The organism is Streptomyces viridosporus T7A (genome assembly GCF_008704515.1).
Classification (GTDB): Bacteria; Actinomycetota; Actinomycetes; order Streptomycetales; family Streptomycetaceae; genus Streptomyces; species Streptomyces viridosporus.
This window is the reverse complement of sequence record NZ_CP023700.1, coordinates 1364031-1379229: the sequence shown is the minus strand read 5'-3', so window position 1 is coordinate 1379229 and position 15199 is coordinate 1364031. Positions and strand designations below refer to the sequence as shown.

The following is a 15199-nucleotide window of genomic DNA, read 5'->3' as shown; positions in this document are numbered from 1 at the left end:
CGCAGCGTGCCGTGTCACTCCAGCGCGCGGCGTGCGAGCCTGTCGCAGGCGCCGGGGCCGTCGCCCTCGACCACGGGATGGCCGGCGCCGGGATCGCCCTCCCCGCGCAGGTCGATGCCCGGACGGTGGACGTCCGAACCGCCCGGGAGGGAGAAGTGCGGGACGCCCTGCTTTCGGCGACCTCGATGCCGCCCCGGACTGCGCGAGCGTGCGGTTCCGGTGTGGCCGGCGGTCACTGGACGGGATGAGCGCGTGCCACCGCGACGCATGGGCGGCCGTTCATCCGCAGGTTCCCGGCCGTACGTTCACCGCCGCCGATCCGCTTCCCGGGCCCGAGCGGCGGTCGCACCGGCCGTCCCCGGCCACGCCGGTGCGGCGGGCGCCGGTATGCCGCCGGTGCCCGCCGCCGTGGGTTCCTGCCGGTTCAGCTGTAGGGGATCACCAGCACGGACCTGTCCGTGCCCGTCTGAAGCTTCGAGGCTCCGTTGCCGATGGCGCTCCACACCTCGAGGCGTACGGTGCCGCCGTTCAGATCGCCCGGTGCGCCCGTGGACGCCTGGAGACCGCGTGCCTGGGTGTACTCCTCCCATCCGGTGACCGGGTCGGTCGCGAAGTAGCGGTACGTCTCGGTCCGGTCGAAGGTGCCGTCGCCGGTGAAGTCGTAGCTGATCCGGGCCTGCTGGCCGAGCCCGACCGTGCTGCCCGCGTCCACCTGGAGCCGGAAGGCGGTCTGCGCGCCCGGGGCGAGCGTGCCGTTGACGCCGCGGGCCTCGTAGACGAGGGGCCGGTACGGGGTGCCGTCGTGGTTGGCGCCGTCGGCGGAGGCGATGGTGTCACTGCCCGCCGTGCCGCCGGTCGCCGTGGTCAGGGCGCCACCGCTGCGCAGCTGGAAGGTGTTGCCGGTCGGCGGGTCGGGGTCGGGGTCGGGCTCTCCTGAACCGGTTCCGGTGCCGGTCGCGGTGGAACGGGCCGGCACGGAGAGGGTCTTGCCGTCGGAGAAGGTGACGGTGCGGGCCGTCGACCCGTGGTTGTGGGCCGCGTAGGTCCGGGTCGTTCCCTTGGTGAAGACGGCGGAGGCGGGAATGTCACCGGTCACGGTGGCGTCCGGGGCGCCGAGGGCGTCGAGGGTGTTGATCCAGTGGTAGGTGTGCGCCTTCGACTCCCCCTGCTCCGGCGTGTAGCCGGCGTGGCCCGCGTCCCACTTCGCCTTGGCCGCGGCCGGGTCGGCGAAGGACTGGAACTCCCAGAGGATGTCGCGCCATTCGACGGCCGGGCCGCCGTTCTCCCGCTCCATCTCCGCGATGTTGCGCCGGATCGCGGCCTTCTCGCCACCGAGGTGGAGCGATCCGCCGGTCACGGGCAGGACGTTGATGCCGTGGATCTCCTCGGGGTTGGCGGTCCACCAGGTGGCGTAGGCGGCGCCGCTGCCCCACACCATGCCGGCCGTGTCGTGACGGAAGGAGGAGGGGAAGACCTGCTCGTCGGCGTCGAACCAGTACTGGGCGATCGACTCCGCCTCGGTGGTCAGCAGGAAGGTGCCGAGGTCGCGCAGCGAGGTGTCGCCGGTGGCGGAACCCCACAGGACGAGGGCCGCGCTGAGGTTGGTGGACTCGGAGGAGGACTCCTGGTTGTTGCCGGCCGCGAAGCCCTGGTGGCCGGAGGCCCAGCTGTGGCCCGCGTAGACGTCGAAGCCGCGCAGGAAGGGGAAGGCGGTGTCGGTGCGGCTGGGGTTGGCGGTGTCCCGTACGAGGGTCCTGACCATGCCGCCCCAGGCGGACTCGGCGGCCCACCCCGGGTCGTACTGGGCGATGATCGCCGCCGCGTAGACGAAGTAACCGTAGTGGAAGTGGTGGTCGTTCAGCTCGGTGTCGCTGCCGTAGGAGGCGGGGTAGCCGGTGAGCGTCTTCCAGTCCTTGTCGTAGCTGAACCCGTTCGCGCCTCCCGCCGTGAACCAGTCCTGGAGCTTGCCCTTCATCAGAGCGAGAAGCCGGTCCCGGGTGCCGGTCTCGCCGATCTGGTCGGCCACCGGGACGAGCTGGGCCAGGCGGCCGAGGGCCTTGCCGGTCCAGTAGGTGTCGGAGGCTCCGGAGAAGGGGTCGGCGGCGTTCACGACCTCGTTCAGGTACCCGCGCAGCCTGGCGGCGTCCACGCCGTTCGACCTGGGCGGCGCGGGCAGCACCGCCGCTGCCTTCTGGCTCGTGGTGAAGGAGGCCGACTCGCGGACCTTCATGGTGCCGCGCGGTGAGACGTAGGTGTAGGAGGTGAGGGGGTCGGTGGTGTGCAGCCACTGGTGGCGGTAGAGCGCCTGGAGCGTGCCGCGCTCGGTGCCTTCCTTCGCCTCGGTGGTCAGCGTGTAGGTGGCCCGGACGGTGCCCCCGGTGTAGTTCCAGGTGACCTTGGAGTCGGTGACGAAGCTGTAGGCGTACTTCTTGAAGGTCGCCAGCGCGCCGGTGGAGGGCAGCACGGCGACGGAGAAGTAGTCCTTGGAGCCGAGGGCCGCGGTGACGGTGGAGCCGGCGACGTTCCAGTCGCTGCCGGTCGGCGCGAAGAGGGCGTAGTGGTGCCCGGCGACGGTGATGCCGAGGACGTTGCCCTGGTCGGCGAAGACGGTGGGCGCGCCGGCGGTGGTGACCTGGGCGTTCCCGCCGGATCCCTCGGCGTACACGAACGGGGAGCCGTGGCCGATGGTGGTGCGCAGGGTACGGGCGCCGTCGGACCACTGGGGGGTGACCGTCCAGTCGGACCAGTCGTCGGCCTTGGTGTCGGGTGAGTCGAGGCCGGTCAGTCCGATGGTGAGGTCGCGCTTGTGGGCGTACTCGTACTGGCGGCCGTCACCGACGATCGCGGGGGACGTGGGGTAGCCGACGTCGAGTCCGCCGGCCGTGGCCTGGTAGGTGAGGGGGTGCCCGTACATGGGGGTCGAGTACGGGTTGTCGCCGTAGCGCTGGAAGGCGAGGGAGGACCACCAGTCGTTGGTGGGCACGGGCCGGTTGCGGGCGGCGGCGGTCAGCTTGGGCGTGACCGGTGTTCCGGTGTTGGTGGTGGGGCCCGACGTACCGGGGGGCCGGGTGTCGGAGTAGCTGCCGGAGCCTACGGGGACGGTGGCGGCGGCCGCCGGTGCGGCGGCCGGGCCCAGGCCGACGACGGCGAGGGCGCAGGCCAGAAGCAGGACCACTGCCGGTCTGGTGTGGGGGGATGGCATGGGGCACCTCGGGTCATTGCGGGAGGAGGGCTGAGAGCGCTCTCAGATGGCCGGAACGTAAAGTCCATGTAATGCACGTGTCAATACTTGGAGCGAGGTCAATAGTTGAAACCGGGCCTGAATCCGTTGTGTCTTCACGCTGTGACGTCGTGAGGGCGTGAGAGCGCGGGGCTTCCTTCAAGCGGATGTGCGAGAGCGCTCCTGCGCGGGGGTCCTGCCCTGAAGCCGGTCGCGATGGTGGCGTGCCGGCTTCCGCACGCAGGACGAGGACCCGGTGACGGCCGAGACCGTTCAGGTGTGCCGGGCGTGCACCGGGGAGTGGGCGACCTCGTCCGGGCACTTCGGGTGCGGCCGGTGCGTCCGCCGGTCGCGCCGCCAGTCGGACAGGGCGAGGGCCAGGGACGCCGCCATGCCGGCCAGGGCGGCGCCCAGTGCGGTGACGAGGGCGCCGCGGTAGTCGCCGCTCCCGCCGAGCACCAGGTAGAAGAGGCCCGGCAGGGCGGCGGTCCCCACCGCGGCGCCCAGCCGCTGCCCGGTCTGCAGGGCGCCGCCCGCCGCACCCGCCATGCGCACGGGCACGTCCCGCAGGGTCATGGTGATGTTGGGGGAGACCACGAAGCCGCTGCCGATGCCGCCGAGGAGCAGCGCCGGGGCGGCGACCCAGGGGGCGATGTCGACGGGCGCGAAACGGAGCAGCAGCGCGGTGGTGCCCAGGCCGGTGATCACTCCCAGGAGGCCGCACACGGTGAGCAGGCGGCCGAACCGGTCCACCAGCCGGCCCGCGACCACGGCCGCGCTCGCCGACCCGAGGGCGAAGGGGGTCACGGCGAGGCCGGACAGCAGCGGGGAGAAGCCGAGGCCGTGCTGGTAGAAGAGGGCGAACACCAGCCAGACCCCGCTGAAGCCGACGAAGTACAACGTGCCGACACCGGCGCCGGCGGCGTACCCGCGCACCGTGGTGAACAGGCGCGGGTCGAGCAGCGGCTGGGCGTCCCGGGCGACGAGACGGCGCTGCCGGCGGACGAAGACGGCGAGGATCGCGACACCGGCGAGGAACAGCCACCACAGGCGGCCGATGCCCCCGGAGTCCGCCTGGACCAGCGGGTACATGACCCCGAGGACACCGGCGCCCAGGAGCAGGACGCCGGGCAGGTCCACGTCTGCCCGGCCGGTCCGCCGGGTGCGGGGCAGCAGGCGGCGGCCGAGCAGGACGGCGAGGACGCCGAGGGGGACGTTGACGTAGAAGATCCACCGCCAGCCCTGGGGGCCGGAGGCCAGGGCCAGGATGGCGCCGCCGAGGATCGGACCCGTGGCCGAGGAGATGCCGACGGTCGCGCCGAAGAAGCCGAAGGCGCGACCGCGTTCCGCGCCGCGGAACAACTGCTGGATGAGCGCGGAGTTCTGCGGGGCCATGAAGCCGGCCGCCAGGCCCTGGGCGAGGCGGGCCACCACCAGCAGCGTGATGTCGGGGGCCGCTCCGCAGGCCGCGCTGAAGGCCACGAAGCCGCTGAGGGCCAGCAGGAAGATGCGGCGCCGGCCCAGGGCGTCGCCGAGGCGCCCGGCGGTGACGAGGGCGAGGGCGAAGGAGAGGGCGTATCCGGACACCACCCACTGCACCTGGGCGGGGGAGGCGTGCAGGTCGCGCTGGATGGTGGGCAGGGCGACCGCCACGATCGTCACGTCCAGCAGGCTCATGAAACCGGCCACCAGGGTGACCCACAGGGCCCGCCACCGGTGCGGATCCGGTTCGTACCCGGTCTCCCGGGCGCCGGGGGGCCGACCGCCTCCCGCCGACGTCGATGCCGCCACAAGGACTCCTCTCACCGGGGCCGCGCCCCGGCGGACCAAGTTCCCCCGTCGTCGCGCGGACACACCCCGGCCCACGACCGGAACACCCCCGGGGAAAACCGTGCCCGGCCCGCCGCCCCGGGTGCCGCGGGGGAGCCCGCCTCGTGTTCCCCCGTCCCGTCCGTTGACAGGAGGTCACGGCACTCCCATCATGGGAGCGCTCCCATCGGCGGGGGTCCGACCGCCGCCCCGCCCGTGCACGACCGCACCGCATCCACGCACCGTTCCCCGTGCCACCGACGCGGAACGTCCTGCTGCCGCGTCGGCACCCCGCCCGTCCGGCCGCACGGGGCCGGCACCCGCCGCCCGCCCGTGCCGCCGGACCCCGAGGGAGGACCCGCATGCCCCTGCCGCAGCTGCCCCGGTCGCAGAGATCCGGCCGACCGGCCGGTGCCGGCCCCCGTCACCTCGCACGCACCGCCGCCGCCCTGGCCGCCGCGCTCGCCCTGCTGTCCCCGCCGCTCGCCGCCGGTGCCGCGTCCGCCACCGCGCGGGAGGCCCCCGCCGCGGAGGTCGCCGTCCGGATCAACACGCAGGCATCGCTGGGCCGCCTGTCCGACACCGCACGCGGCGTCAACGCCGCCGTCTGGGACGCGCACATGAACGACCCCGAGGTCGCCGCCCTGATGAAGGCGGCCGACGTCGGGGCGATGCGCTACCCCGGCGGTTCGTACGCGGACATCTACCACTGGGAAACGCACACGGCACCCGGCGGATACGTCGCCCCCGGCACCGACTTCGACTCCTTCATGGGCACCGTCCGCGCCGCCGGAGCCCAGCCGATCCTGATCGCCAACTACGGCTCCGGCACGCCCGAGGAGGCGGCCGGCTGGGTCCGGTACGCGAACGTCACCAAGGACTACGGCGCGCGGTACTGGGAGATCGGCAACGAGATCTACGGCAACGGCCACTACGGCAACGGCTGGGAGCACGACGAGCACGAGGACAAGAGTCCCCGGGAGTACGCCCGCCAGGTCCGCGCCTACGCCGGGGCCATGAAGGCCGTCGACCCCACCATCAAGATCGGCGCGGTGCTCACCACCCCGGGCCACTGGCCGGACGGCGTCGTCGGCGAGGGCGATCCGGGCGACTGGAACCACACCGTGCTCTCCGAGGTCACCGACGTCATCGACTTCGTGAGCGTCCACTGGTACGCGGGCGGCGCCGACACCACCGCCGAGGACGCCATGGCCAGGCTGACCAGGCTGCCCGGCGAGCTGCGGGAGGTCCGCAGCCAGCTCGACCGGTACGCGGGCGCCGACTCACCGCGCATCGGCATCGCCCTCACCGAGATCAACACCAACACCGGCGGTGCCATGCTGACCGCCCGCCCCAACGGGCTGTTCGCCGCCGACGCGTATCTGACGGCCCTGGAGAACGGCGTCTTCACCGTCGACTGGTGGAACACCCACAACGGCGCGGGGCGGATCACCACCGTCGACGGCGAGACGGACTACGGCGACATGGGGATGCTCTCCAGCGGTGGCTGCACCGGTGACGTCTGCGAACCGGCGCCGAACACACCGTTCCACCCCTACTACGGCATGAAGATGACCAGCGAACTGGGCACCGCGGGCGACACCCTGGTCGCCGCCGCGTCCTCCGCGCAGGACGTCTCCGCGCACGCCGTGCACCGTCGCGACGGGCGTCTGAGCGTCCTGCTCGTCAACAAGGACCCGGACGCCGCCCGGACCGTGGACCTCGAGTACGCGGGCTTCACCCCGTCCGCCGCCGCACCCGAGGTCAGCCGCTACGCGCGCGGCGACGGCGACATCACCGACGTCACCGACGGCGGGGCGTCCGCCTCCCGGGTCACCGTGCCGCCGTACGGGATGCTCGCCCTCACCCTCACCCCCCGAGCCGGCACCGGTCCCGGTGCCTCCGACGCCGGGACCCCGGGGACCCCGCGGCTGGAGACGGTCACCGACACCACCGCGCGCCTGTCCTGGGAAGGTGCGCGGGGCGCCGCCCGCTACCTGGTCCAGGCGCGCGACGGCGCCCGCACCCGGCTGGTCGGCGAGACCACCGGCACCTCCGTGACCCTGCGGAACCTGCCCCCGGGCAGCACCCACACGGTCAACGTGCTGGCGGCCGACGCCTCGGGACGGCTTTCCGCCCCCTCCGCTCCGCTGACCTTCACCACCGGCACCCCGTCGGACGCCGCCTGCGCGGTGACCTACCACCGCGACACGAGCTGGGGCAACGGCTTCGTGGCCACGGTCACCGTCCGGAACCTCTCGGACACCCCGATCACCGGCTGGACCGTCGACTGGGACTGGCCGACCGACCGCCAGTCGGTGTCCTCCGGCTGGAACGCCACGTTCCACCAGACCGGCCGACACGTACGGGTGACCGCCCCCGAGGGTGCCGGACCGCTGGCCCCGGACGGCGGGTCGACGGCCTCGTTCGGCTTCGTCGGCGCCAACGACGGGCCCAACCCGCAGCCGACGGTCTTCCGCCTCAACGGCACCGTCTGCTCGGGCGGCGGCTGAGACCCGGCCCGCCCGGGACCGGCGGGGGCGGGGCCTGCCGCGGGCGATCGGCCGCCCGCGGCAGATCCCGCCGCGCACGGGCGGGCCGGGAGAACCGTCCGACGGGCGGGCGGTACGGCCGTCCCCGCCCCGCCGGAGGGGGGCCGGGTGACGTGGGGGAGCACTTCCGGGGAACTCGCCCACCGAGGAAGGCGACGGCCCGGTGGCCGGGCGGTCCATCGGACGAGAGAGGCGGAAAGGGCCGGTGGTGTGCGTGCGTGAGGGCGTGGCCGTGGTCACCGGGGCGTCCCGTGCCGTCGGGCGGGCCGTCCCCGGCAGGGCGCACCACCCACCGGACGAGGAGCCGGCCCCGGCCCGCGCCCGCCGCCCGGGCGGCGGGCGCGGGCCGGGCGGCGGGCGCGGGCCGGGGCCCGTCGCGCCACTCCTCCCAGGTCTTCCGGGTCTTCCGGGCCTTTCAGATCTTCCGGGTCTTCCGGGTACGGCTGCCGGGTGGGACATGGAACCGCTTCTGATCACCTTCGGGCACGGCACCGCCGACCGCGACCGGATCGCCCGGCTGCTCCGGGACGCCGGCGTGACCGCCGTCGTCGACGTGCGCATCGCGCCGGGCAGCCGTCGCGATCCGGACATGGCCAGGGAGCGGCTGAGCTCCTGGATGCCCGAGCAGGGGATCACCTACCGGTGGGAGCGGGACCTGGGCGGCTTTCGCAAACCGGCTCCGGACAGCCCGGACGTCGTCTGGCGCAACGCCTCCTTCCGCGGCTACGCCGCGCACACCAGGTCCCCCGACTTCGTCGCCGCCGCGGAACGGCTGCTCGACCAGGCGGCCGTGGCGCGTACGGCCGTGATGTGCAGCGAAGCGGTCTGGTGGCGCTGCCACCGCCGTCTGATCGCCGACTTCGCCGCCCTGGCGCGAGGGACACCGGTCGGCCACCTGATGCACGACGGGCGGACGCACCCCCACACACCGACGCCCGGGGTGCGGCTGCGCGAGGACGGCCTGCTGGTCTACGACGACCTCACCGCGGCCGGCGCGTCGGGCGCACCGCCCGGGAGCGGGCGGCGCCCCGGGGCCTGAGGCAGGCGGTGCCGTCGTCCACCCGGCCGCCCGCGCGGGGCGGCGCGGCCGTGGGAGCGGAGGGCGCTCCGGCCGTCGCCGAGGACGTCCCGCCGCACGCCGCGGCGGGCGGATCACGCAGCACGGGTGCGCCGGTGTCCGTGACGGCAGTCCGTTCTGCTCGCGGTGCTGCGTCTTCTTCCCTATGGGCCCCGGGCCGCCGGCGGCAGTCTGCTGCGAAACACCGCTTGGAGGCTCACAGTGACAGCAGGCCCGGCCCACGACAGGGCTCCGAACGACGTCGACTCCCACACGGCATCCTTCGCGCAGCGCCGACTGTGGTTCCTGGACCAGTTGGCCGGTTCCTCCACCGGATCCATGCTCCCGCTGGTCCTGCGGCTGCGCGGTCCGCTGGACGCGGCCCGGCTGGAGCGGTCGCTGTCCGGGATCGCGGCGCGGCACGAGGTGCTGCGCACCCGGTTCCGCGCCGTCGACGGGGAGCCGGTACCGGTGGTCGACCCGCCCACGGGCGTCGAGCTGGAGCGCATCGAGGCGGACGGACCGGAGGAACTGTTCGCGCGCCGGCTGGGACGCCCCGTCGACCTGTCCGCGCAGCACCCGGTGCGGGCGGTGCTCGCCCGCGTCGCGCCCGAGGAGCACCTGCTGCTCGTCGAGGTGCACCACATCGCCGTGGACGGCTGGTCGTGGGGCGTCCTGCTGGACGAGCTCGCCGCCGGCTACCGCGGCGAGACGGTCGCCCCGCCCGCCCTGCGCCACACCGACCACGCCCGCGCCCAGTCCGAACGGCTGCGCGGCGAACGGCTGGAGCGGCTCCTCGGCCACTGGCGCGAACGGCTGCACGGCCTCACCCCGCTCGACCTGCCCACCGACCGCCCGCGCCCGCGCGTCTGGGACGGCTCCGGCGACGTGGTCCGCTTCGACCTGCCGGCCGACCTGGTCGCCGCGGTCGACGCCCTCGCCCGCGCCCGGCGCGTCACCCGCTACACCCTCCTGCTCACCGTCTACCAGGCGCTCCTCGGGCACTGGGCGGGCCGCACCGACGTCGCCGTGTGCAGCACGCTCGCCGACCGGTCCCGGCCGGGCACCGACAGGCTCATCGGCCCCCTGGTCAACACCGCCGTGCTGCGCGCCGACCTGTCCGGCGGCCCCGGTTTCACCACCCTGCTGGACCGGGCGCGCGGCCGCGTGCCGGTGGACCTCGCCCACGCCGAGGCCCCCTTCGACCTCGTCGTCGGCGCGCTCGGCGGCACCCGGGACCTGTCCCGGCACCCGCTCGCCCAGGCCTCCTTCACCCTGCTCAACGCGCCGATCAGACCGGTGCGGATGCCCGGCCTGGAGGTGACGCTGGTCGAACCGCCGCTGGCCGAGACCCCGCTGGACGTCTTCCTGGACCTGACCCTGCGGACCGACGGCAGCATCGCCGCCGTCCTCCAGTACGCCACCGCGCTCTTCGACGCCGCCACCATGCGCGCCTTCGCCCGTTCCTACACGGCCCTGCTCGGGGCCGTCCTGGCCGGCCCCGACACCCCCGTGGCGGACCTGCTGCGCGCCCTGCCCGACGTCCCCGGCGGACGCGGCCGTCCCCGCCCCGACTGGCACCAGGCGCCCGACCGACCGGCGGAGCCCGCGCCGCCGGTCGCCTTCTCCGGCCGTCCCGACGCCCTCGCGCTGCGCTGCGGGGAGGACGGCGTCAGCTACGCGGAACTGGACGCCATGACCGGCTCGCTCGCCGCCGCGCTGCGGGCCGCCGGGGTCACCGCCGGCGATCTTGTGGGCGTGCTCCTGCGCCGCGGCCCGTGGTCGGTCGCCGCCATCGAGGGCGTCTGGCGGGCCGGAGGGGCCTACGTGCCCCTCGACCCCGAACTCCCCGCCGAGCGGCTGCGGTACATGGCCGAGGAGGCCGGACTGGCCTGTGTGGTCGCCGAACCGGCCACCGTCGGCACCGCCGCTCCGCTCGCGCCGGTGACGGTGGACGTCACCGCGGTCGACCCGGCCGCGGACGGTCCCCGCCACCGGCCGCACCCCCGCGAACTGGCCCACGTCGTCTTCACCTCCGGGTCCACCGGCCGGCCCAAGGCCGTCGGCGTCGAACACGCCGCCCTCGCCTCGCACGTGGCCGCCGCCCGGCGGCGCTTCGGGATCACCTCCGCGGACCGGGTGCTGGCCTTCGCCTCCTTCGCCTTCGACGCCTCACTGGACCAGGTGCTGCCCGCCCTCACCTGCGGCGCCACCGTCGTCATGCGGCCCGACGAGCCCTGGCTGCCCACCCAGGTGCCCGAGATCGTCCAGCGGCACGGCCTCACCGTCGTCAACGTGCCCCCCACCTACTGGTCGGAGCTCACCCTCTCCCTCGACCGGCGGCAGGCCGCCGCCCTGGGCTCCCTGCGGCTGCTGATCCTCGGCGGCGAGAGCGTCCCGACCGACACCCTCGCCGCCTGGCGCGCCGCCGTCCCCGGAGTGCGGGTCTGCAACGCGTACGGGCCCACCGAGACCACGGTCACCGCCACCACCCACGACGCCGACGGCCCGCCGGGGGACACCGTGCCCATCGGCCGGCCCCTGGGCGACCGCCGCGTGTACGTCGTCGACGCCGACGGCGAGCCGGTGCCGGTCGGCGTCGAGGGCGAACTCCTCATCGGCGGCACGGAGGTGGCCCGCGGCTACCTCGGGCGCCCCGCACTGACCGCCGAGCGCTTCGTGCCCGACCCCTACGGGCCGCCCGGCGGCCGCCTCTACCGCACCGGCGACCTCGCGCGCTGGACGCCCGGCGGCGAGCTGGAGTTCCTCGGCCGCCGCGACGACCAGGTCAAGATCCGCGGCTTCCGGATCGAACTCGGCGAAGTGGAGACCGTGCTGCGCGCCTGCCCGTCGGTCGCCGCTGCCGCCGTCCGCCCCGACCGGGCCACCGGACGCAGCCTGACCGGTTACGTCGTACCGGCCCCGGACGCGCCCGCCGCCCCCGACCGGGCGGAACTGCGCGCCTGGTGCGCCCGCTACCTGCCGCACTACGCCGTACCGTCCGAGTTCGTCGTCCTGGACGCCCTCCCGGTCGGCGTCTCCGGCAAGCTCGACCGCTCCGCCCTGCCCGACCCCGCCCACACCCGCCCCGCCGACGACCCCGCGTACACCGCGCCCCGCGACGAGACCGAGCGGATCGTCGCCGAGGTGTGGGCCGACGTCCTCGGCCTGGACCGGATCGGCATCGACGACGGCTTCTTCGACCTCGGCGGCCACTCCCTGCTCGCCACCATGGCGGTCTCCCGGATCGCCCAGCGCCTGGGACGCGAGATCGAACTGCGCACCGTCTTCGAGCACCCCACCGTCCGGGAGTTCGCCCCGAGGGTGGCCGCCGCCCGGGCCGGCGGTGCCACCGGGATCGTCCCCGTCGACCGCGGCCGGCCGCTTCCGCTGTCCTTCGCGCAGGAACGCCTGTGGTTCCTGGACCGCACCTCCGACCAGGGCGAGTCGTACCTGCTGTGGTACTGCTGGCGGGTGCGCGGCGGCCTCGACCGTGCCGCGTGGCAGGCGGCCCTGGACGACCTGGTCGAGCGGCACGAGGTGCTGCGCACGGCCCTCCTCGAGGTCGACGGCCGCCCCGTGCAGCAGGTCTGCGACCCGGTCGCGGTGCCCCTGCTCTGGGAGCGGGCCCCGCAAGCCGCCGGCGAGCCGGAACGCCTTGAGGCCGTACGGCGCCTGGCCGCGGCGCACGCCACCCGCCGCTTCGACCTCGCCCGGCCGCCGCTGCTGCGGGCCGGCGTGTGGGAGCTGGCCGACGACGACCACGTCGTCCTGCTCTCCTTCCACCACGCCGTCACCGACGGCTGGTCCAAGGATGTGCTGCTGGACGAACTCGGCCGGCACTACACGGCCCGCCGGGCGGGCGGGCGCGCTCCGCTGGCGCCGCTGCCCGTGCAGTACGGCGACTTCGCCGTGTGGCAGCGCGACCGTGCCGACAGCGGCGCCCTGGAACCGCAACTCTCCTACTGGGAGCGGGTGCTCGAGGCCGCCCCGGTGCTGGAACTGCCCACGGACCGGCCGCGGCCCCCCGTCTTCACCGGCCGGGGCGGTGCGGTCGAGATCGACCTGCCCCGCGCACTCGTCGACCGGGCCGACGCCCTCGCCCGGGAGCGCGGCGCGACCCGCTTCATGGTGCTGCTGGCCGCCGCGCAGACGGTGCTGGCCCGCTGGACCGGGCAGACCGACATCTGCGTGGGCACGCCCGTCGCCGGACGCGGCCGGCTCGAACTGGAGCCGCTGGTCGGCTTCTTCGTCAACACCGTCGTCCTGCGCACCGACCTGTCCGGCCGGCCGGCCTTCCACACGCTCGTGGACCGGGTGCGCGACGTCGTCCTGGGCGCCTTCGACCACCAGGAGGTGCCGTTCGAACAGGTCGTGGGGCGGCTGCGCCCGGAACGCGACCTGTCCCGCAACCCGCTGTTCCAGGCCATGGTCGACGTCCAGGAGTCCTCCGCGACCGGCATCGGCCTGCCCGGTCTGGAGACGGCCGACGTCGCACTGCCCTGGGGGTCGGCCAAGTTCGACCTGACCGCCACCTTCGTGGTCCGGCCGGACCGCTTCGCGCTCAACGTCGAGTACGCCGCCGACCTGTTCGACCCGGACACCGCGACCCGGTTCGCCCACCACGTCGGCCGTGTCCTCGAGGCGCTGCTGGCCGACCCCACCGCGCGCGCCGACGAGGCCGCCCTGCTCTCGGCGGACGAGCGGCGGCACCTCGTCGCGGACGCCGGACGGGACGCGGAACCCGCACCGCCGTTCGAGGTGGCGGGCCCGCCGCACGCCCCGGCCGTCGTCTGCGAGGGCACGACCCTCGACTACGCCCGCCTGGACGCCCTCACCGGAGGACTGGCCGCGGCCCTGATCCGTGCGGGCACGGCCCCGGGCGACGCCGTGGGGGTGTGCGTCGACCGCGGCGTGTGGTCCGTGGCGGCGATGCTCGCCGTCTGGCGGGCGGGCGGCGTCTACGTCCCGCTCGACCCCCGGCTCCCCGGGGAGAGGCTGCGGTACATGGGCGAGGAGGCCGCGGTACGGCACCTGGTGTGCGACGCGGGCACCCGGGACCGCGCCGCCGCCCTCGGGGCCGTCGCCGTCGACGTCGGCGACGTCCTCCCCGACCCCGACGGACCCCGCCACGCCCCCCGCCGAGACGATCTCGCCTACGTCATCTTCACCTCGGGCTCCACCGGCCGCCCCAAGGCCGTCGGCATCGAGCACCACGCCCTGGACGCCCATGTCGCCACCGCCCGCGAGGCGTTCGGACTGACCGCGCGGGACCGGGTGCTCACCTTCGCCTCGACCTCCTTCGACGCCTCGCTGGAGCAGATCCTGCCCGCGCTGAGCACCGGGGCGACGGTGCTCGTGCGCCCCGACGACATCTGGGCGCCGGAGGAGCTGGCCGCCCGTGTCGCCGCCGAGCGGGTGACGGTCATGGAGCTGACCCCCTCGTACTGGACGGAACTGGTGGCCCGCCTGGACGTGCTGGCCCCCCGCCTGGCCTCCCTGCGGCTGCTGGTGACCGGGGGAGAGGCGCTGCCCGCCGACCCCCTGGAGCGCTGGTTCGCGCACCTGCCCGGGGTGCCCGTGGTCAACACGTACGGCCCCACCGAGGCGGTGATCTCCGCCACCGCGCACACCGTCACCTCGGCCCCGGCCGGCCGGGTGCCCATCGGCCGCCCGCTGGGCAGCCGCCGCGCCCACGTCGTCGACCCGCTCGGCGAACCCGTACCGCCCGGCGTGCCCGGAGAACTCGTCCTCGGGGGACCGGAGCTGGCCCGCGGGTACCTCGGACGGCCCGCCCTCACCGCCGAACGGTTCGTGCCCGACCCGTTCGGCACGCCCGGCGGCCGCCTCTACCGCACCGGCGACGTCGTACGCCGACTGCCCGGCGGGGAACTCGAGTTCCTCGGCCGCAACGACGACCAGGTCAAGATCCGCGGCTTCCGCGTCGAACCGGGGGAGGCCGAGGCGGTGCTCCGCGCGCACCCGGGGGTGAGCGGGGCGGCCGTCGTGGTGCGCACCCTCAACGGCGAGACGGCCCTCGTCGGGTACGCCGCGGGCGGCGGGCTGTCACAGGAGTCCCTGCGCACCCACTGCCGGGCCCGTCTGCCCCACTACCTCGTCCCCTCCGCGTTCGTCCTCCTGGACGCCCTGCCGCTGACCGTGCAGGGCAAGCTGGACACCGCGGCCCTGCCCGAGCCCGCGGCGCCCGCGCCGCACGCCGGCGTCGCACCGCGCACCCCGGCCGAGACGGTCGTGGCGCAGATCTGGTGCGAGGTGCTCGACCTGCCGAAGGTCGGCGTCCACGACGACTTCTTCGCCCTGGGCGGCCACTCCCTGCGCGCGGTGGCGGTCGCCTCCCGCCTGCGGACCGCCTTCGACTGCCCGTTCCAGGTCCGCGACCTGTTCGAGCACCCCACCGTCGAACGGCTCGCCGCCGAGGTGGAGCGGCGCCTGCTGGAGCTGATCTCGCAGATGAGCGACGACGAGATCGACCTGTCCCTCACGGCCGACCTCTGACACCCGGCCCCGGCCGTCCCCGCCCGCCGTCCCGGCCCCACCGCG

General features: G+C 74.9%; 5 protein-coding genes. 3 read left to right on the top strand and 2 right to left on the bottom strand.

Annotated features, from left to right (window positions below):
* Positions 1 to 424: 424 nt before the first annotated feature.
* Positions 425 to 3202 carry a glycosyl hydrolase gene (locus CP969_RS06425; RefSeq protein WP_026085374.1) on the bottom strand — a complete coding sequence of 926 codons (2778 nt, stop codon included), beginning with the start codon at positions 3200 to 3202 and terminating at the stop codon, positions 425 to 427.
* A gap of 291 nt (positions 3203 to 3493) precedes the next feature.
* Positions 3494 to 5011: an MFS transporter gene (locus CP969_RS06420; protein ID WP_016827422.1), complete on the bottom strand. Its 1518-nt coding sequence runs from the start codon at positions 5009 to 5011 to the stop codon at positions 3494 to 3496.
* 380 nt (positions 5012 to 5391) lie between these two features.
* Here CP969_RS06420 and CP969_RS06415 point away from each other — a divergent pair, with 380 nt between their 5' ends.
* From CP969_RS06415 to CP969_RS06405, 3 genes are all read left to right on the top strand, one after another.
* Complete coding sequence (locus tag CP969_RS06415) at positions 5392 to 7542, top strand: cellulose binding domain-containing protein (RefSeq protein WP_016827423.1); 2151 nt, start codon at positions 5392 to 5394, stop codon at positions 7540 to 7542.
* Between the two features lie 496 nt (positions 7543 to 8038).
* Complete coding sequence (locus CP969_RS06410) at positions 8039 to 8620, top strand: DUF488 domain-containing protein (protein WP_016827424.1); 582 nt, start codon at positions 8039 to 8041, stop codon at positions 8618 to 8620.
* A gap of 240 nt (positions 8621 to 8860) precedes the next feature.
* Positions 8861 to 15154, top strand: coding sequence for a non-ribosomal peptide synthetase (locus CP969_RS06405; protein ID WP_016827425.1), 6294 nt, complete (start codon positions 8861 to 8863; stop codon positions 15152 to 15154).
* The last annotated feature ends 45 nt before the right edge of the window (positions 15155 to 15199 follow it).

Bases quoted from the DNA above. Each gene is read 5' to 3' on its own strand.
- CP969_RS06425 (WP_026085374.1), bottom strand. From the start codon at position 3,202: ATGCCATCCCCCCACACCAGACCGGCAGTGGTCCTGCTTCTGGCCTGC.
- CP969_RS06415 (WP_016827423.1), top strand. From the start codon at position 5,392: ATGCCCCTGCCGCAGCTGCCCCGGTCGCAGAGATCCGGCCGACCGGCC.
- CP969_RS06410 (WP_016827424.1), top strand. From the start codon at position 8,039: ATGGAACCGCTTCTGATCACCTTCGGGCACGGCACCGCCGACCGCGAC.